We start from the raw sequence: 20,017 nt of genomic DNA, 5'->3' as shown, positions 1-20,017 counted from the left end.
CCGCGCATTACAAAAATAATTAGCATAATAATTAACGCAGGATGTTTCTCTCAGGATATATTTCTATTTTTAATAAGGATCACTATGCATAAGACTATTTCCATCGCCGCCATGCTGCTGGCCTGTGCCTCGGTCTCGGCGCAAGAAGCCGCTCCCACCGCCTCCGCTGACGCCGCGCCACTCAGCCGCTTGCGCCTGTTCGGACAGAATGGCGCGATGGTGTCACTCTACCAGGACAGCAGCTGCATCAAGGGCATGTTCAGCGGCGGCGAGGAAAAAGTATCCGGCGGCATGGCCAGCGCTTTCGGTTCGCTGATCGGCTCGGTCGAAAATACCAGCCTGGGCATGCCGGACACCCCGACCACGCTGAATCTGGCGAAAAAAGACGGCATCTTTTCCAAGGCCTATTTCAAGGAATATGCGCTACCGGCCGGCAAGCCGAGCAGCCTGCGCCTGCATTTCCAGGACGTGTCGTCGTTTTATGTCGCCAACGGCATCCGCTACGAAAGCCGCGCGCCAAGCTGCGGCGGCCAGATCACCTTCACGCCGCATGCCGGCGAAGATTACGAGGCGGCCTTCGAATGGGAAGGTAAACAATGCAGCGTGACGATCAAGCAGGTGATCGTCAAGGAAGGCCAGACCGAGCTGGTACCGGTGCCGGTGGCACTGGCGCCGTCTTGCTAAGCAACTTTATTGCGACGTCGTGGCGCCCCAAGCCAATGCCTTGTACAACGCAATCACATTGACATATGAGGCGGTCTCCGCGTCGGCCACTTCCTGGCGGATCTGGAACAGCGTGCGCTGGTTTTCCAGCAGCGCCAGATAACTGCCGGCGCCCGCCTGGTAGCGCTTGCCGGCGATGTCGATCGCGCTGGCCGCATGGCTGGCCGACTGTATCAATGACGCGGTGCGCGACTGGTCTTGCACCAGCCGCGTGACAGCGTTTTCGACGTCTTCCTGCGCCAGCAGCAATGCTTGTTCATAACGGGCCAGCGCGCCTTGCGTGTGCGCCTCGGCGCCGCGCAGCCGGGCCCGGCTGCTGGCTAGCGGGAACGCCGGCCAGCTGGCGTTGGGCGCCAAGTCAAATGCGCGCGACGCGCTGCCGATATCGCCGCCGCGCAACGCAAAGAAACCGACGAAGCCGCCCAGGCTGAAGCGCGGATACAGGTCGGCCGTCGCCGCGCCGACATCCTCGGTGCTGGCCGCCAGCAAGCGTTCGGCGCGCCGCACGTCGGGCCGCGCCAGGATCAGCTGGTTCACATCGCCCAGCGGCAATTGTTTCGCCAGCGGCGCCGGCGCCGCCGCCTCCATTTCCGGATGCGGCTGGCCGGGACGCTGGCCGCTCAACACATCGAGCCGGTAGCTGGCCTGTTGCAGCGCGGCGGTCAACGGCGGCAGCGCCGCCTCGCTGCGCAGCAAGGTCGCTTGTGCGCTGGCCAGGTCTTCCTGCAAGCCGGTGCCCAGCTGCACCTGGGCGCGGATCACGGCCACCGTGTCGCGCCAGCTGTGCACCTGCGCCGCGGCGATGTCCAGCTTGCGCAGCAGTCCCAGGCGCTCGTAATAATGGCGCGCCACGTCGGCGGCGATGGTCAGCCGCAATTGTTGCAGCTCGGCCTGCGCCGCGTCGGAGCGGGCCTGCTCCGACGCGGCCAGCCGTTGCAGCCGGCCGAAGACATCGAGTTCCCACTGCGCATCGAAACCGAGCCGGTACGATTGCGCCAGCGTGCGCCGCGCCGCGCCATCGGGGCCCGGTTGTTGCTGGCTGCCGCGCTGGTAGCCGGCCGAGCCGCTCACCGTCGGATAGCGGTCGAGATCGCGTTCATCGAACCGTGCGCGCGAGGCCAGCAAGTTCGCTTGCGCCTGGCGGATATCGTGGTTATGCAGCAAGGCGGCATCGACCAGCGCCACCAGCCGGGCATCGTCGAAGAAACGCCACCACGCGGCCGGCGCCGGCAACGCAGCCGTGCGGGAAAACGCCGTCTGTTGCGGGCTGGCCAGCGCGATCGGCGCCGCTTGCGGCTGCTCATACTGCGGCCCGACCGCGCAGGCGCTCAGCAGCACACTGGCCGCCACTATCGTCAATTGTTTCATCATGTCCTCAAGGGCAAGTCGGCCTCGGCCAGTTGCAAGACGCGTACCGCATCCTGGCCGGCCGCGTGATTGCGCGCCAGTACTGTGTAGACGGTCGGCAAGACGAACAGCGTGAACAAGGTACCGATCAGCATGCCGGCAACAATCACCAGTCCCAATCCGAAACGGCTGGCCGCGCCGGCGCCGGACGCGAACAGCAGCGGCACCAGGCCGACCACCATCGCCGCCGTCGTCATCAGGATCGGCCGCAAGCGGATCTGCGCGGCGCGCTGGATCGCCGTGCCACGGTCCAGTCCCTGTTGCGCCTGTAAATCGTTGGCGAATTCCACCATCAAAATACCGTGCTTGCTGATCAGGCCGATCAAGGTCACCAGGCCGATTTGGGTATAGATATTGATCGTCGCAAAGCCCATCGCCAGCGGCAGCAGCGCGCCGCAAATCGACAGCGGCACCGTGATCAGGATGATCAAGGGATCGACCAGGCTTTCATATTGCGCCGCCAGCACCAGGTAAATGATGATCAGCGCAAACAGGAACGCCATGATCAGTGCATTACCTTCCTGCATATATTGACGCGCATCGGATAACCATGCGTGACTGAAACCAGCCGGCAAGTCTTTCACTACGCCATCGAGGAAGGCGACCGCGTCGCCCAGCGTCACGCCCGGCGCCGGGATGCCCTGGAAGGTGGCGGCGTTTTGCTGGTCGAACTGGGTCAGCTTGTTCGGCTCGACCTGCATGCTCAGTTGCACCACGGTCGACAGCGGCGCCAAGGTGCCGTCCTGGGTGCGCACATATTGCCGCGCCAGCGCTTGCGGCGTCAGCCGTTGTTCGCGCGGGCTTTGCGGAATCACGTCGTAGGAACGGCCATCCATGCCGAAGCGGTTCAGGTAATTCTCACCGACCAGCACCGCCAGCGATTCGCCGATATCCTGCATGCGGATGCCGAGGCTGTTCGCTTTAGCGCGGTCGATGCGCACCTGCACCACCGGATTGTTGTAATCGAGATCGCTGTCGACCACCGCGAACAAGCCGCTGCTCCGCGCCTTGTGCTTGATCTCTTCCATCGCCTGGAACAGCACGCGGTAATCCTGTGCACTGCGCAACACCATTTGCACCGGCAAGCCGCCGCTCGATCCCGGCAAGGCCGGCAATTCGAAGGCGAAAATACTGACGCCTTCGACATCGTTGACGGCTGCCTGCAATTGCGCCTGGATTTGCGCCGCGCTGCGCTTGCGCTGGTCCCAGTCGGACAGGTTGATGCCGCCGATGCTGTTGGCCGGCGTTTCACCGCCGTGGATGATCCAGCGGCTGACGGTTTCCGGGAAGCGCGTATAGACTTCATCGAGTTTGTAGGCGAAACGTTCGACGTAATCGAGATTGGCGTGCTGCGGCGCCTTGATCGCGGTCAGGATGCTGGCCTGGTCTTCGCCCGGCGCCAGTTCGCGCTGCGGCATCTGGTACAGCCACGGCAAGCTCAGCAATACCACCACGGCAAAGCCCAGCATGGCCGGGCGATGGCGCAACGACCAGCCCAGCAGCGCCGCGTAGCGCCGCGTCAAGCCATCGAAAAACCACTCGGCGGCATGCGCCATGCGGCCCTCGTTCTGCTTGGCCGGCAACAGGAACGAGCTCATCACCGGCGACAGCGTCAGCGCCACCACGCCGGAGACGATCACCGCGCCGGCCAGCGTCAGCGCGAACTCCTTGAACAAGGCGCCGGTCAAGCCGCCCATCAGGCCGATCGGCGCATACACCGCCGCCAGCGTGATCGTCATCGCGATCACCGGCCCGGCCACTTCGCGCGCGCCGATCAGCGCCGCGGCCACCGGCGTCTTGCCTTGCTCGATGTGGCGGTGCACGTTTTCGACCACCACGATGGCGTCGTCGACCACCAGGCCGATCGCCAGCACCATGGCCAGCAAGGTCAGCAGATTGATGCTGAAACCGAACATCAGCATCAGGCCGGCCGCGCCCAGCATCGACAGCGGAATCGTCAGTACCGGAATCAGCACGGTGCGCATCGAACCGAGGCACACATAAATCACCAGCACCACGATCAGCAATGCTTCGACCAGCGTATGGACGACTTCATTGATCGAGGCCTGGATGAAACGCGCGGTCTCGAACGGCATTTCGGCGTGCACGCCGGGCGGCAAGGTCTTGCGGATTTCCGGCAACAGCTTGCGGATAGCGTCGACGATCACCAGCGGATTGCCGGACGGCGTGGCCGACAGGCCGATAAAGACGGCCGGCTTGCCATCCATCTGGCCGCTGCTGTCGGTCGCCGCCGCGCCCAGCTCGACGGTGGCGACGTCCTTCATGCGCACCAGGCCGTTGCCATCGTTGCGCAGCACCAGTTCACGGAAATCTTCCAGGCTGGTCAGGTCGGTATTGACGCTGATGTTCGATACCACGAACTGGCCCTTGACCTTGCCCGGCGCGGCCTGGAAATTATTGCGCCGCACCGCGTCGGCCACGTCGCTGGCCGTCAAGCCGCGTCCGGCCAGCCGGTCGGGATCGACCCACAACCGCATCGCCAGTGTCTGGCCACCGAACACTTGCACCTTGGCCACGCCGTCGATCGTCGACAGCATCGGTTCGACCACCCGCGTCAGATAATCGCTGAGCGCCGGCATGGCCAGGGTCTGGCTGGAAAAACCGATATAGGCGACCGCCGACGACTCGCCGGACGACCGTTCGATGACCGGATCGAACGCTTTTTCCGGCAGCTTGTAGCGCACCTGGTTGACCTTGGCCATCACTTCGGTCAAGGCCTGGGTCGAATCGCGGTTCAGCGCCATGCGCGCGGTGACCACGCTGTGGCCCTGCACCGTCGTCGACGACAGGTAATCGATGCCTTCGACCGAGGAAATCGCCTGCGCAATGGTTTGCGTCACGAAACCCTGCATCAAGTCGGCCGAGGCGCCCGGATATGCGGTGGTGACGGTGATGGTGGAACTTTCCAGCATCGGATATTCGCGGATCGGCAGGCGCTTCAGCGCCAATATGCCGAGCAACAGGATCAGCGTGCTGACCACCAGCGCCAGCACCGGCCGGCGTACGAACAGGTCGGTGAATTTCATGATGCCGTCTGCGCCAGGGTGTCATGCTTGACGGCCTCGACCTGCGCGCCATCGCTCAGCTTGACCTGTCCCGAGGTCACCACTTGCTGGCGCTCGCGCAAGCCGCTGGCGATCACCACCCGGCCCTCGGCCCGTTCGCCGGTCTTGACCGCCACCTTCTTGACCACCAGCAATTGCTTATCGTTGCGGGCGGCGACGAACACCGTGTCGCCATAGGCGGTGTAGGTGATCGCGGTTTCCGGCACCGTCAGCACCTCGGCGCTGTCGGTGCGCGGCACCTTGATGCTGGCGTACATGCCGGCCTTCAGGCCGCCGTCCGGATTGGCCAGCGTGGCTTGCAATTGCAGCGTGCGCGAGCGGGCGATCAGCGGTTCCAGCGCGCTGATCCTGGCCGTGAAGGTGCGTCCCGGATACGCGTCCAGCGTCACGCGCACCGGCTGGCCGAGCGCCAGTTGCGGACTGCTTTGTTCCTCCAGAGAAAAATTGACATACAGCGTGCGGGTATCGATCAGGCTGGCCACCGCATCGGCAGGATTCAGGTATTGCCCTTCATGCACCTTGCGGATGCCGAGCTGGCCGGCGAATGGCGCGCGAATGGTCTTTTGGGCGATCGCCGCCTCGGTCTGGCGCAATTCGCCGAGCGCCATGTCGCGCGCCGCCAGCGCGCTGTCGAGTTGCTCCCTGGTCGCGGCATTTTCCTGCAACAGCTTGCGCGAGCGGCCCAGCACCGCTTCGGCATGGCGCAATTGCGCCTGGCGGCGCAGCAAGTCGGCTTGTTCCGGCGCATCGTTCAATTGCAGCAGGATCTGGCCCGCCTTGACTTGCTGGCCAGACTCGAAATGGATGCGCGTGACGCGGCCCGCCACTTCGGCCGCCAGTTGCACCTGGCGCGCGGCTTCCAGTTCGCCGACGCCGGAATAGGCACTGGCCATGCTGCCGCGCTGCACGGTCGCCAGCGCCACCTTGAGCGGTGGATAGGCGTGCGGAACCGCCTCTTTGCTCGATGCGCTGCGGCTATACACGATACCGCCCGCAATAGCTGCGGACAAAGCAATCGCCACGGCGCTCCATAATTTTTTGCGCATGATAAACCTCTTGTAGTCAAAAACGCCCTGGCTTGGTTTTTATGCCAAAGGAACGTTGAACAGAAAAGAATGAATGAAGCGGTGAAGAATCATTTTTTCACTCGACAGTCATGGTGAAGCGTTTTAATATCCAAACATTGACTTGGATATTAGGCCAGTAAAATGAATTACGCAAGTAAACACTTGTTAAATAGCGGGACATTAATCGCGGCCGACGACAGCGGCGGCAACTTGCCGACGGCGGAGCGGATCCTGTTTTTCTTGAAAACCAAGGGACCGGCGTCGACCGCGACGCTGGCGCAACAACTCGACATCACGCCGGAAGCGGCGCGCCAGCAAATCCAGAAACTGGCCGCATCGGCATTGGTCGAAGGCCGCATGGAAGCGGCCAATGGCGTCGGCAGGCCAAGCCAGAACTGGGTCTTGACCGAGGCTGGCAACGACCGTTTTCCGGATACCCACGCGCAACTGACGGTGCAACTGATCGCTTCGGTCCGGCTCTTGTTCGGCGAAGAGGGGATGGATAAGCTGATTACCCAGCGCGAACAGGAAACCCGCGCCGTCTACCAGCAAGCGTGTACCGGCAGCAGCTGGCAACAGCGCTTGCAGCAACTGGCGCTGGTGCGCAGCAGCGAAGGGTATATGGCGCGCGCCGAGACCGATGGCGACGATGGCTTGCTGATCGAAGACCATTGCCCGATTTGCGCGGCGGCGCGCACTTGCCAGGGCTTTTGCCGCTCGGAATTGAACCTGTTCCAGGAAATCATCGGCAACGACGCGAGCGTGATACGCGAACAGCATTTGCTGGCGGGCGCAGGACGGTGCGTGTACCGCATCGTGCCGGTGCAAAAATAAATAGACTCACTACAAATCAGTAGAAAAATCTTCGTACAATCGTTTCATCAAAATGATAAATTTCTGACTAATCAATTGAATTTAAACGTTTTTTCATGATAGTATCGTTTCATGAAACGTTTCAATACTGAGCAAACATCTGCGGATCTGCTGAGCATATTGCGCCAGGAACGCACCGTCAGCGCTGCGGATCTTTTGGCTCGTTTGCAACAAACCCGGCCAAGCACCAGCCGCGCCACCATGATGCGCATGGTGCGCGAACTGGGCGATCAGGTGGTGGTGCGCGGCGCCGCGCGGCGCACCACCTACGCCGCGCGGCGGCCTATCCGCGGCAATGCCGAAGCGCTACCGCTGTACCGCATCGATCACGCGGGACGAGCCAGCCGCATCGCCCTGCTGGACCCGCTCTATCCGGCCGGTTGCGCCCTACTGTATGAACAAGCGCTGGAATGGCCGCGGGCGCCGGACATGCGCGATGGCTGGTTTCCCGGTTTACCTTATCCGCTTGACGATATGCGTCCGCAAGGTTTTCTTGGTCGCAATTTTGCCCATCATTACGCCCAATTGCTGCAAGTCGGCCCCGATCCGGCCAAATGGCAAGAAGACGAGGTGTTATTCGTTTTATCCAGCCTGGCTTCGGACAGCCCTGGCAATTACATACTCGGCGATCCCGCCTATCAGCACCATCTCGCTACCGTACGGCAGGGCTATCCGTTGATCGACGATGCCGCATTGCCAGAAGCGTATACAAGACTCGCGGCGGAAGCGATGCAAGACGGTGCGGCGGGCTCGTCGGCGGGTGGGGAATTTCCGAAATTTACCGCTTGCCGCTTGCTCGATGGCAAAGCCAATCACGTCATCGTCAAGTTTTCCGGCAACGATCAGACGCCCGGCGTACAACGCTGGTCCGACTTGCTGGTCTGCGAACACCTGGCGCTCGATGCGGTGGCCACGCAGTTGGCGCTGCCGGCGGCACGCAGCAGCGTGCACCGGCATGCCGGGCGCACCTTCCTGGAAGTCGAGCGTTTCGACCGCCATGGAGCATTCGGCCGCTCCGCGGTCTGTAGCTGGGCCGCACTGGAGGCGGCGCTGATCGGCGGCATGGCCGGCGAACCATGGAACAAGGCTGCCCATCGTTTATTGGCGGAAAAATACATCGGCCCGGAAACCCGCGACCAGATCGTCCTGTTATGGCATTTCGGACGCCTGATCGGCAATAGCGATATGCATGAAGGAAATCTCGCCTTCTTGCCGGGCGAGACCGCCGCGCCGTTGTCGCTGGCGCCGGCCTACGACATGCTGCCGATGCTGTACGCGCCGGTGCGCGGCGTCGAACTGCCGCAGCGCACTTTTGCGCCGCCATTCGCGTTGCCGGCCGAACGCCAGTCATGGCTGCTGGCCGCCAATGCCGCGCTGGCATTCTGGCAAAGCGCCGCCGCCGATCCACGCATCAGCGACGATTTCCGCGCCATCTGCGCCGCCAACCGACTGGAAGTCGCACGCCTGGCCGCACTGGCGCCGTAAGCGCTTACCGCAGTGTTCAGCCGCGCTGCCGCAACATGTCGACAAACGCTTGCGCGGCCGGCGACGCCGCGCCGGCGCTGGACACCACCAGCCTGCAATGGGTAGTCAACGCTTACACGCTGGTTTTCGCCAGCCTGTTACCGACGGCCGGCGCCTGTCGCGACCATGCGCGCAAGGTGTTACTGCACAGTTCGATGGCCTTGCTGCCGCATGCGTATCCGCCGGCCGGGCGGATCGGCGCCGTGCTGATGTCGATCGGTTTGCCTCAGCAAACCCATTCCGTAGGATAAGTCCCACATCATTGGGCGGTGTGCACCCACTAGCACTCGCCATCCAGCTTGTTATGATTTCTATCACTCAACTTTAGACGCAGGAGAAACCGATGCCCGCATTCTCGACGGCGCCGTTGCGCCACGCCATCCTGTTCAGTTTGCTCGGCACGGCGGCCGGCGCGGCCCTGGCCGATCCCTCTCCGGCGCTGGACCGGGTCAGCATTTCGGGCGGCGCGTTTTATGCCGAACCGCGCATCAAGATCGGTGCCGACACCAATTTCGGCCGCATCGATACGCCGGAAGACAAGCAGGGCCACACCACGATTCCGCGCATCAAGGCAGACTTGCTGCTGGGCGACAAACACGGCCTGGCCTTCGACTATTACCGCTACGACAAATCCTACCATCCTGCCGTCTCCGGCAATGGCGTCGTCAACGGCCAGCCGGCGTCCGGCAACGCCCAGCTGAGCGCCGACTTGCGGCTGGACCTGGCGCAACTGGCCTATAAATGGTGGATCGGCAGCGGCAACGACGTGATCGGCATCGGCGCCGGCGCCGCGTATTACCACGCCAGCATCGACGGCACCGCCAGCGGCGTGGTCAACGGCGTGGCCGGCAGCGGCACCGAATCGATCAGCGAAAACGCCTTCGCGCCGCTGCTGGAAATCGGCTGGCGCCACGCGTTCACGCAGGACTTGCGGATGTATGCGGAAGCGTCCGGCATCAAGAAGAACGGCGGCCGCATCAATGGCCACATTTACGGCGGCAATATCGGCGTCGAATGGTTCCCGTGGAAAAATATCGGCCTGGTCGCCGATTACGGCATTTCGAAAATCAAGCTGAACCGCGACAGCGACCGCGGCGCCGACTTGAATATCCGCCTGACCGGACCGTCGGCCTATGTGAAAGTGCGGTTTTAATGCACTAACAGCAGCGTGGCGGTGACGATCAGCACCGAGCAAAATGCCAGCCGCAGCCACGCGGCGGGCAGCCGGTGCGCCAGCGCCACGCCCCACGACACGCTGAGCAAGCCGCCCAGCGCCAGCGCAATGCCGACTTGCCAGTTGACATAACCCGCCTGCGCATAGCTGAACAGCGCCACCACCGAGCCGGGGATCACCAGCCCCAGCGCCACGCCCTGCGCCCTGGTCTGCTGCCAACCGAACAGGCTGGCCAGCACCGGCACGGCGACCATGCCGCCGCCGATGCTGAACAGGCCGGACATGGCGCCGCTGAGCAAGCCGACCAGCGGCAGATAGCGCTCCGGCAACGGCGTCGCCGCCTTGGCCAGCGGCCGGCTTCGTATTTGCCGGATGAAATACAGCGCCAGCACGATCAGGAAACAGGCGAAACCGAACCGCAATTGTCCGGACGATACGCGCGACGCGAAATGCGCAGCCAGTCCGGCCGATAACACCGCCAGCACACACATGCCGGCGGTCGCGCGCAAGTCGATGACATTGCGCTGCCGATAGCGGACGAAGCCGATCAGCACGTTCGGCGCGATCATCACCAGCGCCGTGCCTTGCGCCAGGTGCTGCTCCATGCCATACAAAAATCCCAGGACCGGAATCGCGATCAAGCCGCCGCCGATGCCCAGCAAGCCGCCGATGGCGCCCAGCAGCACGCCCAGTCCCAGGTTCAGCACGGTTTGCAGCAGCAGGTGTTCAGTCATGAATGGTCATTATTGGATGGTACGCATAGGTGTGCCGCGTCAGCGCGGCCGCCGATGGTAGCAAGATTATCGGCATTCAAGATTATTTTTAGTGATCAAGGAAGAATCGAGGCAAGCCCGGTTGCAATTGAATACATCTTTCTCAATTGAAAAACATCTTGTTTCATTTGCCAAACATCTGCATGCGCCGTTCACAACTATGATGAAAATATTACAGTAAGGATACTTTTATCAAGGCGGCTTATTCCGGTAAACTCCCGGACTAATGTGAAGAGACCATCATGCATACAATATGGAATAAACCTGCCAGAGCCAGCCTGCTGGCGATATGGGCGCTGGCGCTGTGCGGCGGCGCCATGGCGCAGGACGCGATCCGGGTATCGCAACTGGCATGGAACGGCCTGGCGCCATCCGACAAGAAGTTGATACAACAGCGCTATATCGTCGAACTGGCAGCGCCGGACACCTTCGCCACCGTGGTCGACAATCCCGGCGTCGACGAATCGACGCCCGCCACCACCATTCACGCCGATAAGGGCGCCGCGCAAGCCTCGGCGGACTATCTGGACAAAGCTGAAAAGGAAGGCAATTATTCGCGCGCCAAGCACCGGGCCGCGGAGCTGGCCGGCAGGGCGGCCGGCGCGGCGCTCGACACGCCGGCCAAGACGCAGTTCCGCTTCAACTACACACTGCAATTTGCCGATGGCAGTATCAAGAGTTACCAGCAAGTGCGGCGCGACCGCTTCGGCCACGCGCTGGGTACTTGTATCCTGGTACCGGAATACACCGTCTCCGATGAACCCTTGTGCAATCAAACCGCCGCAGCCTTGAGAACCGCTTACTTCCCGCGATTGCAGCCGCAGCCGTCGGTTTCCGCCCGCGCCGCAGCGGACAAGGGCCAGGTGATGTGCCAATTGGGTACCATCGTCGCGGCCAGCAGCAGCGCCGAAAAATGTCAGGCGGCCCAAGGGAGGGTAGTGCAATGAAAGCGCTCTTATTGAAAATGGCGATGGTCGCGGCGGCACTCGCCCTGGGCGGCTGCGCCAGTTATACCTACAATGGCGTCGAATACAATTCCAGGAACGACTTGATGCAAGCGGTGGAAACCGCACACGGCAAGTCGTTGGCCCAGGTCGTGCCGCTGCAACGGGCGCTCAGCGCTAAAAAACTGATCGTCGCGATACCGAGCGCAGACACCAGCTATCGGGAAAAAACAAGAACTTTCAACTTGCAATTTGGCAATGACCCGAGTTTTATCAGTGATGCGGAATTCGCCACGCAGGCGCTGGCCAGTCACCGTGAAAACAAGGGCTTGGCCGACGCACTGGCAAAAAAGAATATTTTCAGTTCGGTACAGTTACTGGATCGTCAATCCCGGGCCGGCACCATCGTCCCCGCCGACGATGCCGACACCTTGTACCTGATCTATACCGGCGCCGACGTCAGCCGCTGGTATTACGATTCGCAACGCTCTGGGCGGCAGGAACTTTCCTATGACCAAACCAGCCTGACCACGGAAGGCCGGATGCAGGCATTTATCGACGCCGTGCTGGCCCAGGTCATCCGGCAATAAACGCCCCTGGCATACGCGTCAGTTCAGCACCTGGCTGCGCCAGCAATCGCGGCCCGCCGCCTTGGCCTGGTACAACGCTTGGTCGGCCCGCGCCAGCATCTCGGCGGCGCTGAAGCGCGGCGCCGCGGCGGCGTCGGCGTAGGCCACGCCGATGCTGCTGGCAATCCGGTAATCGATGCCGTCGCTATCGTGCAGCGTGACCGGCTGGCGCATCGCGGCGCGGATTTTCTCCGTCACCAGCGCCGCCGCTTCCAGCGACGCGACTTGCGGCAGCAACACGACAAATTCATCGCCGCCGAGGCGCGCCACGATATCGGCGCCGCGCACCGCGCCACGGGTGCGCCTGGCGAATTCCCTGATCAGCGCATCGCCGGCCGCATGGCCGTAACGGTCGTTGACTTGCTTGAAGTGGTCGATATCGAGGAAGAGCAATGCCACGCCGTCGCTGCTGGAAGGCGAACGCAGCAGCCGGTCTTCCAGCAGCGCCATGAAGGCGGAACGGTTCAGCAAGCCCGTCATCTGGTCCAGCGTGGCGCGGTCGCGCAGGGTTTCCTCGCGCAGGCGCTGTTCGGTGACGTCCCAGCCGACGATATAAAAGCCGGTGACTTGCCCTTCCGCTTCACGCTGCGGCAAATAATGGGTTTCAAACTGGCGCAACTTGCCATCCTTCAAGCGGCTTTGATCGAATTCGGCGCAGATCCCCTGCACGGCGCGTTCGATGTGTTCCTGGACAAACTGGTATTGCTCCTCACCGAGGAAGTCGTGCATGGTGCTGCCGACGATCTGCGCGGCGTCGGCGGCGAACGACAGGTAATAAGCCCGGTTGCAATAACGGTAGCATTGCCCGGCATCGACAAACGCCACCAGCGCCGGTATCGCATCGGTGACCTGACGCAGCATCGCTTCCTTCAACCTTAAACTTTCTTCGGCGCGGATGCGTTCGCTGATATCGCTGGAACTGATGCTCAAGCCATCGCCGGTCTTGACCACTTCGTGATAAATCCAGCGCAGTTGCCCTGGTCCATGGCCAAGGTCGAGACAGAATTGTTCGGCCAGCGGTTCGCCGCTGTCGACCGTGCGGATGAATTTATCCAGCATGCCGGCGCTGACATGTGGCGGCAGCAATTCGCACAGCCGGCGGCCGATGATCTGTTCGCGCGGCAGCCCCAGCACGGCTTGCGCCACCTGGTTGACATACTCGAAGCGGAAATCGACGATCTTGCCGTCGTCATCGCGCACACTGTGCAGCAGGCTGTAGGCGTCCAGGTGCGATTCGGCGGCGCTGATAAAACGTTCGGCATTGGCTTCCGCTTCCTGCTTGGCCAGTTGCAACTGGGCCAGCGCCATTTCCAGTTCATGGGTGCGGATCTTGACACGGCTTTCCAATTCCCCGTGCAAGCTGGCCAGCGCCATTTGTGCATGCTTGCGGGCATCAATGTCATTGATCACCGATAAAAAATACAGCGGATGGCCGGCATGGTCGCGCAGCAGCGATACCGTCAATTCGGCCCACACATGGCTGCCGTTCGCATGCAGGTAGCGCTTTTCCATGGTGTAGGTGCTGATCTGTCCCGCCAGCAATTGCGCCACTTGCGCCAGGTCGCCCGCCAAGTCCTCGGCATGGGTGATTTCCTGGAAACTGGTACTCAGCAGCGCCGCCCGCTGATAGCCGAGCATATCGCACAGCCGCTGATTTACTTGCAGCCACTTGCCATCGAACGATAGCAGCGCCATGCCGACCGCGGCTTGCGCAAAGGTATTATTGAGCAGCGCTTCCGAGCGCGTGTAGCGCAGTTGCGCCGACTTGACTTGCGCGTCGACTTCGCTGGCCTGGAAATACTGTTCCACCATCACCGCAAAATCCCGCAGCGCCAGCAAATCCTGCGCCGACATGCCGCGCGGCTGGCGGTCGATCAGGCACAGCGTACCCAGTGCATGGCCCTGGCGGCTGCGTATCGGCTGCCCCGCGTAAAACCGCAGATACGGCTCGCCGGTCACCAGCGGATTGCCGGCGAAACGCGCATCGAGCAAGGCGTCTTCGACCACCATCGGCCCATCGTCGAGAATTGCATGGCCACAAAAAGAAATATTACGCGCGGTTTCGCTGGTGCCCAGTCCGACCCGCGATAAAAACCATTGGCGTTCCTTGTCGATCAGCGACACCAGCGCAATCGGCACATCGAACAGGCGCGCCGCCAGCCGCGTGATACGGTCCAGTTCCGGCTGCGACGCCGCGTCGAGGAAATGGAGTGCGTGCAAAGCGGCAAGACGCTTCAGCTCATCCGCCGGTTCCGCCGGCGCCTGCCAATTCAAGTCGGGTTGTGCCTGCTCCATGGCGCGATTTTTATGGTTAGATAGACAGCAGTGTTTCATTCCTGCCGGCGCAGGTCAAGGAAATCGTCGCCATGGAAAGCGATCAATTGCTGCAGAGCAAACAACATTGCCACATGAAGACCTTCTCCGGCACACAGGGAGCGTTGCACGCCGGTGAATTGCCGGCGCGGAAAAATAAGCTGCAATTGGACGACGCCACTCAAGAAAATGTGCAATGCTCTTTTTGCCATTCATGAAGCCCAGGCTCACAATTGCCATCGCACAAACAAATGTCACCGTCGGCGACGTTGCCGGCAACACGGCCGCACCCATCGTGCGGATCCGCTCGCGCGCCTTCGGCAGCGGCCGCCAATTGCCGATCACCGCAACATATTGAAAGACCGACATATGACTACCGTTCAACATACCGATGCCGCCGTGCTGATCGGCCGCTTCCAGCCGTTTCACAATGGCCATGCGGCCTTGCTCAGGGCCGCGCTGGATAATGCGCCCCACGTGGTGGTGGTGCTCGGCTCGTCGTTCCATGCACGCAGCGCCAAGAACCCGTTCACGTGGCAGGAGCGGGCCGCGATGATCGCCAACACACTGCCGGAACAAGACCGGCCGCGCGTATCTTACGTGCCGGTGCGCGATTATTACGAAGATACCCGCTGGGCCAGCGAAGTGCGCGCGGCCGTCGAACGCGCCGCGCCGCAGGCGGAAAACATCGCGCTGATCGCGTATTTCAAGGATGCGTCCAGCTATTACCTGAACCACTTTCCGCAGTGGCGCCAGGTGGCCATCGCCGACGGTCCCGCTATCGACGCCACCCGCATCCGCCGCGTCCTGTTCGAGGCGGAAAATGTGGCCGTGTCGCTGAGCGTGATCGAGGAACTGGTGCCGGCCGCGATACGCCACTACCTGCAAGCATGGAGCTTGCTGCCCGGTTATGCGGCGCTGGTGCAGGAACATGCGGCGGTCGAAGCGTACCAGACCGCATGGCGCAGCGCGCCGTATCCACCGATTTTTTCGACCGTCGACGCGGTCGTCAAGACCGCCGGCCATGTGCTGCTGATACGCCGCAACGGTTTTCCCGGCAAGGGCTTGTGGGCGCTGCCGGGCGGTTTCCTGGAACAGCGCGAACGGCTGCTGCAAGGCGCGATACGGGAACTGATCGAAGAGACGCAACTGGGTGTCTTGCCGCCATCGCTGACCGAGGCGCTGGCCGAGGTCGCGGTATTCGACCATCCCGAGCGCAGCCAGCGCGGCCGCACGGTGACCCACGCCCACTTCTTCGATTTGAATACGCAACAGTTACCTGCAGTCGCAGCGTCCGACGACGCGGCGCTGGCCCAGTGGACGCCGATCGCCCAGCTGCTATCGATGGAAGAACAGTTTTTTGAAGACCACTTTCATATACTCAATCACTTCTTGCGGCTGACACCATAAACAGCGGCGCCGACACCGTCAATGTATCGATCAGCGTGCGCACCATCGCATTCTGCTGCAAGGTGTCGCGGCGCACGCAGATGCGATGGTGGCGCAAGGCCCATTCGTCTTCCAGCGCGATCACCGCCAGTTGCCGGTGATCGTCAGCGGCCAGGGTCGACAGCGGCACGATGGTCAGCCCGGCGCCGGCTGCCACCAGGTTCAGGATCGAACGGTGGCTGGACACCTGCACCCGGATATCCAGCGTCTGCCCGAGCGCCGACGCCTGGTTCGTCAAAAAAGCATGCAGGCTGGTGCCGTTTTGCAGCGAGATAAACGGATAGTCGAGGCAGCGCCGGAAACGCATCGCGGCCATGCCATCGAAACCGTATGAGCGCGGCGCCACCAGCACGAAGCGGTCTTCGCGGTATCGGATGAATTGCAGCGACGGTTCGTCGGACGTCACCGTGACGATGCCGAGATCGGCGCGGCCGCTGGCAACGGCGGCCACGGTCTCGGTCCCCATGCGCTCTTCCAGCGTGACCCGGACTTGCCGGTTGGCTTCAAAAAAACGCGCCAGGTCGTGCGGCAAAAAAGAGCTGATCACATTGTTGTTGGCGAACAGCGTCACCCGTTGCGCCAATCCGGCGACAAACGGCGACAGGTCGGCGTGCATCTGCTCCAGCTGCGCATTGCAGCGCCGCACATGGTCGAGCATGATCAAGCCGGCTTGCGTCAGCGTCACGCCGCGCGGCTCGCGCACGAACAGCGGCGTGCCGACGGCGTCTTCCAATCCCTTCAGGCGCAGGCTGACCGTCGACGACGCCAAGTGGCAGCGCAACGCGCCGCGCGTCAGGCTGCCCTCGTCGGCCACGGCAAGAAAGATTTTCAGATCGGTCAGTTCATAACGGGTCGACAAGTATTCCCTCCATCATCAGCGCCAGCCCGGCGTTCGGAAAATACAAACACAGCCTTTGCGAATGCTCGCTTGTCCAGTTTTTTTACGCCTTCAATAATAGCCGGACGACATGCCAGCGCAAGGCCGAATTCCCGGCGCGCATCCATCGAAAGACTCCAGCATCATGATACTCCACGCTCACTCCGCAACCGGGATGGCCTCCGCCACCCTGACCGAGCCCGCCTATTCGGGCGCCTTCGTCAGCGAGGGCTTCGGCATCGCTCCCCCGGTAGCGATTTATTCCGACGAACTGGGCGGCTTGCGGCTGGCCGCCAAGGACGTGTTCGCGCTGGCCGGCCAGCGCATCGGCGCCGGCAATCCGGCATGGCTGGCCGGCCAGCAGCCGGCGTCCGGCTCGGCGCTGGCCATCGAGCTGCTGCTGGGCGCCGGCGCGGCCTGGGTCGGCAAGACCGTCACCGACGAACTGGCATTCAGCCTGATGGGCATCAACCGGCACTACGGCACGCCGGTCAATCCGGCCAGCCCGCTGCGGCTCCCCGGCGGCTCGTCGTCCGGTTCGGCCGTCGCGGTAGCGGCCGGCCACGCCGATATCGCGCTCGGCACCGATTGCGGTGGTTCCTGCCGCCTGCCGGCCAGCTATTGCGGCATCTGGGGCATACGCCCGACGCAGGGCGTGATCGCCAAGAACGGCTGTTTTGCGCTGGCGCACAGCTTCGATACCGTGGGCTGGTTCGCCGCCGACGGCGCCAGCCTGGGCGCGGTATTCAAGGTACTGGCACAGCAGGAGATACCGTCAAAACACGCTGCCGTGCTGCATATCTCGGACGATGCGCTGGCCGGGTGCTCGCCCGCCGTCAACCGCGCGTTTGAAGCGGCGCTGGCCGACCTGGCCGCGCGCTTCGACAAGCGGCATGTGCCATCGGGACGATTGCCACTGCCGCCATGGGCGCAAGCGCATCGGGTGCTGCAATCGGCTGAAATCTGGCAACAGCACGGCGCCTGGGTCACCGCGCACGGCGACAGCCTGGGATCCGACGTGCGGCGCCGTTTTGACAACGCGGCAGCGGTGACGCGGCAAGACGTTTCCAGTCAACAAATTGTGCGCATACAAGCGATGACCACGCTGACAGCCTTGCTGCCGGGATTGCACGACTTCCTGCTGCTGCCGACCGCGCCCGACATCGCCCCGCTATGCGATGCGAGCGACGCCACGCTCGACCATCACCGGATCAATGCGCAACACCTGCTGTGCATCGCCGGCCTGGCCGGCTTGCCGCAAGTAAGCATGCCGTGGATACAAATCGACGGTGCGCCCGTCGGCCTGTCGCTGATCGGCTGCCGCGGCAACGATGCCGGCCTGATCGCGGCGGCGCAAGCGGTCCATGCGACGCTTGCCGGCTGAACGCCAGCAACCCTGATCGTCCTTCCCATAACAATAAAGACTGCATCGATTGCACACGGAGACCACCATGCTACGCAAACTTCATCTGGATAAACTCTACCTCCAGGTGCTGGTCGCCATCGCGATCGGCATCGTGCTGGGCCATGTCGCGCCATCCGTCGGCGCCGACATGAAGCCGCTCGGCGACGGCTTCGTCAAGCTGATACGGATGATCATCGGACCGATCATCTTTTGTTCCGTGGTCAGCGGCATCGCCGGCATGAAAGGCGTCGGCCAACTGGGCCGCGTGGCCGGCAAGGCGTTCATTTATTTTGAAATCGTGTCCACCTTCGCGCTGCTGATCGGCCTGGCCGCGACGCATCTGCTGCGGCCCGGCGCCGGCTTCAATATCGATCCGGCCACGCTCGACGCCAAGGCGGTCGCCTCGTACGTATCGAAGGCGCACGGCCCGGGCGCCACCGAATTTTTCCTGCACCTGATTCCCGACACGCTGGCATCGGCCTTCGTGCAGGGCGACATCCTGCAAATCCTGGTGGTGGCGATCCTGTTCGGCGTCGCCTTGAGCGCGCTGGGTGAAACAGGCAAGCGTATCAATGACTGGATCGACGGTTTGTCGCAAGTATTGTTTGGCATCGTCAAGCTGATCACCCGCCTTGCGCCGATCGGCGCGTTCGGCGCGATCGCCTTCACCATCGGCAAATACGGCGTGGTGTCGCTGATACCGATGCTGAAACTGATCTTCACGCTGTACCTGACGTGTTTCCTGTTTGTCGTCATCGTGCTGGGCGGCATCGCCAAATGGTGCGGCTTCAGCATCTTCCGCTTCCTCGCCTACATCAAGGAAGAATTGCTGGTGGTGCTGGGCACCAGTTCCGGCGAATCGGTATTGCCGCAAATGATGTCCAAGCTGGAAAAAATGGGCTGCGCCAAATCGGTGGTCGGACTGGTGATACCAACCGGCTATTCGTTCAACCTGGACGGCACCAATATCTACATGACGATGGGCGTGCTGTTCATCGCCCAGGCGCTGAATATCGAACTGAGCTGGAGCCAGCAATTGAGCATCATCGCCATCGCCATGCTGATGTCCAAGGGCGCCAGCGGCGTCACCGGCGCCGCCTTCATCACGCTGGCGGCGACGCTGGCCGTGGTGCCGGCGGTGCCGGTGGCGGGACTGGTGCTGATCCTCGGCGTCAATCGCTTCCTCAGCGAATGCGTCGCGCTGACCAATGTGACCGGCAACGGCGTGGCCACGGTGGTGGTGTCGGCCTGGGAAGGCAAGCTGGACCGCGATGCGATGCGCCTGGCGCTGGGCGGTCCGCCGCAGGCCCGCGAACCTGGCCCCGCAGGCACGGCTTGATCGTCCGGTCCGAATGATTAGGCCGCGATCTTGCCTGGCCATTCCAGTGCGCTTCTCATCTGTTCCAGCAATGCNCGCCGGCCGTTGAATGATCGAAAAGTGATCGCCGCGCAGCTCGACTACCCGCGCCTCGGCNCCGGGTGCGGGCTTGCCAGCCTTGCAGGCGGGCGCTGACCGATTCGATGTCGTCGTCGGCNGCCGAGCGCCAGGATGCGCGTGTGTTCCAGTACCGCCAACGACGGTTGCCAGGTTTCGATNCAGGCGGAAGTCGGCGCGCAGCATCGGCAGCAGCAATTCCATCAGTTCATCCTCGGCCAGNCACCTCCGGCGGCGTGCCGCCCAGCCGCCCCAGCGCGGCGCGGAACTGCCGCTGGTCGAGNGCCGTGCAGCGGCGCCTGCTGACGCGCCAGGCCGGGCGCGCCGCGGCCGCTGAC

17 protein-coding genes are annotated in these 20,017 nt (G+C 62.6%); 11 read left to right on the top strand and 6 right to left on the bottom strand.

The window, feature by feature from the left end; all coding sequences use genetic code 11:
• Positions 1–84: 84 nt before the first annotated feature.
• Positions 85–684 carry a hypothetical protein gene (locus GJA_RS00905; RefSeq protein ID WP_038487730.1) on the top strand — a complete coding sequence of 200 codons (600 nt, stop codon included), beginning with the start codon at positions 85–87 and terminating at the stop codon, positions 682–684.
• Positions 685–690: 6 nt separating this feature from the next.
• Here GJA_RS00905 and GJA_RS00900 read toward each other — a convergent pair whose 3' ends face one another.
• From GJA_RS00900 to GJA_RS00890, 3 genes are read right to left on the bottom strand one after another with little or no spacing between them, the layout of a single operon-like run.
• On the bottom strand, positions 691–2,094 hold the full coding sequence (locus tag GJA_RS00900; protein ID WP_197539769.1) for an efflux transporter outer membrane subunit: 1,404 nt from the start codon (positions 2,092–2,094) through the stop codon (positions 691–693).
• Positions 2,091–5,177 carry a MexW/MexI family multidrug efflux RND transporter permease subunit gene (locus GJA_RS00895; protein ID WP_038487724.1) on the bottom strand — a complete coding sequence of 1,029 codons (3,087 nt, stop codon included), beginning with the start codon at positions 5,175–5,177 and terminating at the stop codon, positions 2,091–2,093. Before GJA_RS00895 ends, GJA_RS00900 begins: the two co-directional genes overlap by 4 nt.
• Positions 5,174–6,262 (bottom strand): efflux RND transporter periplasmic adaptor subunit, encoded by a 1,089-nt coding sequence (locus tag GJA_RS00890; RefSeq protein ID WP_038487720.1) that lies wholly within the window; start codon positions 6,260–6,262, stop codon positions 5,174–5,176. Before GJA_RS00890 ends, GJA_RS00895 begins: the two co-directional genes overlap by 4 nt.
• A 162-nt stretch (positions 6,263–6,424) precedes the next feature.
• Here GJA_RS00890 and GJA_RS00885 point away from each other — a divergent pair, with 162 nt between their 5' ends.
• From GJA_RS00885 to GJA_RS00870, 4 genes are all read left to right on the top strand, one after another.
• Complete coding sequence (locus GJA_RS00885) at positions 6,425–7,117, top strand: helix-turn-helix transcriptional regulator (RefSeq protein ID WP_038487717.1); 693 nt, start codon at positions 6,425–6,427, stop codon at positions 7,115–7,117.
• 111 nt (positions 7,118–7,228) lie between these two features.
• Positions 7,229–8,641 carry a type II toxin-antitoxin system HipA family toxin YjjJ gene (gene yjjJ / locus GJA_RS00880; protein WP_038487714.1) on the top strand — a complete coding sequence of 471 codons (1,413 nt, stop codon included), beginning with the start codon at positions 7,229–7,231 and terminating at the stop codon, positions 8,639–8,641.
• Between the two features lie 35 nt (positions 8,642–8,676).
• Positions 8,677–8,931, top strand: coding sequence for a hypothetical protein (locus GJA_RS27955; RefSeq protein ID WP_038487711.1), 255 nt, complete (start codon positions 8,677–8,679; stop codon positions 8,929–8,931).
• Between the two features lie 92 nt (positions 8,932–9,023).
• Positions 9,024–9,833, top strand: a complete 810-nt coding sequence (locus GJA_RS00870) for a porin family protein (protein ID WP_038487708.1) — start codon at positions 9,024–9,026, stop codon at positions 9,831–9,833.
• Here GJA_RS00870 and GJA_RS00865 read toward each other — a convergent pair.
• Positions 9,830–10,588, bottom strand: coding sequence for a sulfite exporter TauE/SafE family protein (locus GJA_RS00865; RefSeq protein WP_038487705.1), 759 nt, complete (start codon positions 10,586–10,588; stop codon positions 9,830–9,832). The genes GJA_RS00870 and GJA_RS00865 overlap by 4 nt on opposite strands.
• Before the next feature lie 281 nt (positions 10,589–10,869).
• Here GJA_RS00865 and GJA_RS00860 point away from each other — a divergent pair, with 281 nt between their 5' ends.
• Positions 10,870–11,574: a hypothetical protein gene (locus GJA_RS00860; protein WP_038487703.1), complete on the top strand. Its 705-nt coding sequence runs from the start codon at positions 10,870–10,872 to the stop codon at positions 11,572–11,574.
• Entirely contained in the window at positions 11,571–12,161 is a 591-nt protein-coding gene (locus GJA_RS00855) for a hypothetical protein (RefSeq protein ID WP_038487701.1), read from the top strand. The genes GJA_RS00860 and GJA_RS00855 overlap by 4 nt, the downstream gene beginning before the upstream one ends.
• An 18-nt stretch (positions 12,162–12,179) precedes the next feature.
• On the opposite strand, the gene GJA_RS25925 is transcribed toward GJA_RS00855, so the two are convergent.
• Entirely contained in the window at positions 12,180–14,495 is a 2,316-nt protein-coding gene (locus GJA_RS25925; protein ID WP_051780103.1) for a diguanylate cyclase, read from the bottom strand.
• A gap of 71 nt (positions 14,496–14,566) precedes the next feature.
• On the opposite strand from GJA_RS25925, the gene GJA_RS28060 reads away from it, so the two are divergent.
• A complete protein-coding gene (locus GJA_RS28060; protein WP_156484150.1) occupies positions 14,567–14,731 on the top strand; it encodes a hypothetical protein in 165 nt (54 codons plus the stop codon).
• Positions 14,732–14,882: 151 nt separating this feature from the next.
• Positions 14,883–15,923: a bifunctional nicotinamide-nucleotide adenylyltransferase/Nudix hydroxylase gene (locus tag GJA_RS00840; RefSeq protein WP_038487695.1), complete on the top strand. Its 1,041-nt coding sequence runs from the start codon at positions 14,883–14,885 to the stop codon at positions 15,921–15,923.
• Here the strand turns inward: GJA_RS00840 and GJA_RS00835 are convergent.
• A complete protein-coding gene (locus GJA_RS00835; protein WP_051780100.1) occupies positions 15,895–16,821 on the bottom strand; it encodes a LysR family transcriptional regulator in 927 nt (308 codons plus the stop codon). The genes GJA_RS00840 and GJA_RS00835 overlap by 29 nt on opposite strands.
• 193 nt (positions 16,822–17,014) lie before the next feature.
• On the opposite strand from GJA_RS00835, the gene GJA_RS00830 reads away from it, so the two are divergent.
• Positions 17,015–18,223: an amidase gene (locus GJA_RS00830; protein ID WP_038487692.1), complete on the top strand. Its 1,209-nt coding sequence runs from the start codon at positions 17,015–17,017 to the stop codon at positions 18,221–18,223.
• Between the two features lie 67 nt (positions 18,224–18,290).
• Positions 18,291–19,583 carry a dicarboxylate/amino acid:cation symporter gene (locus GJA_RS00825; RefSeq protein ID WP_038487689.1) on the top strand — a complete coding sequence of 431 codons (1,293 nt, stop codon included), beginning with the start codon at positions 18,291–18,293 and terminating at the stop codon, positions 19,581–19,583.
• Positions 19,584–20,017 lie beyond the last annotated feature (434 nt).

Origin of the sequence: Janthinobacterium agaricidamnosum NBRC 102515 = DSM 9628 (genome assembly GCF_000723165.1) — a bacterium.
In the GTDB taxonomy this organism is placed as follows: Bacteria; Pseudomonadota; Gammaproteobacteria; order Burkholderiales; family Burkholderiaceae_D; genus Janthinobacterium; species Janthinobacterium agaricidamnosum.
The sequence above is the reverse complement of the archived record's forward strand: the minus strand, read 5'-3'. Positions and strand labels throughout refer to the sequence as shown.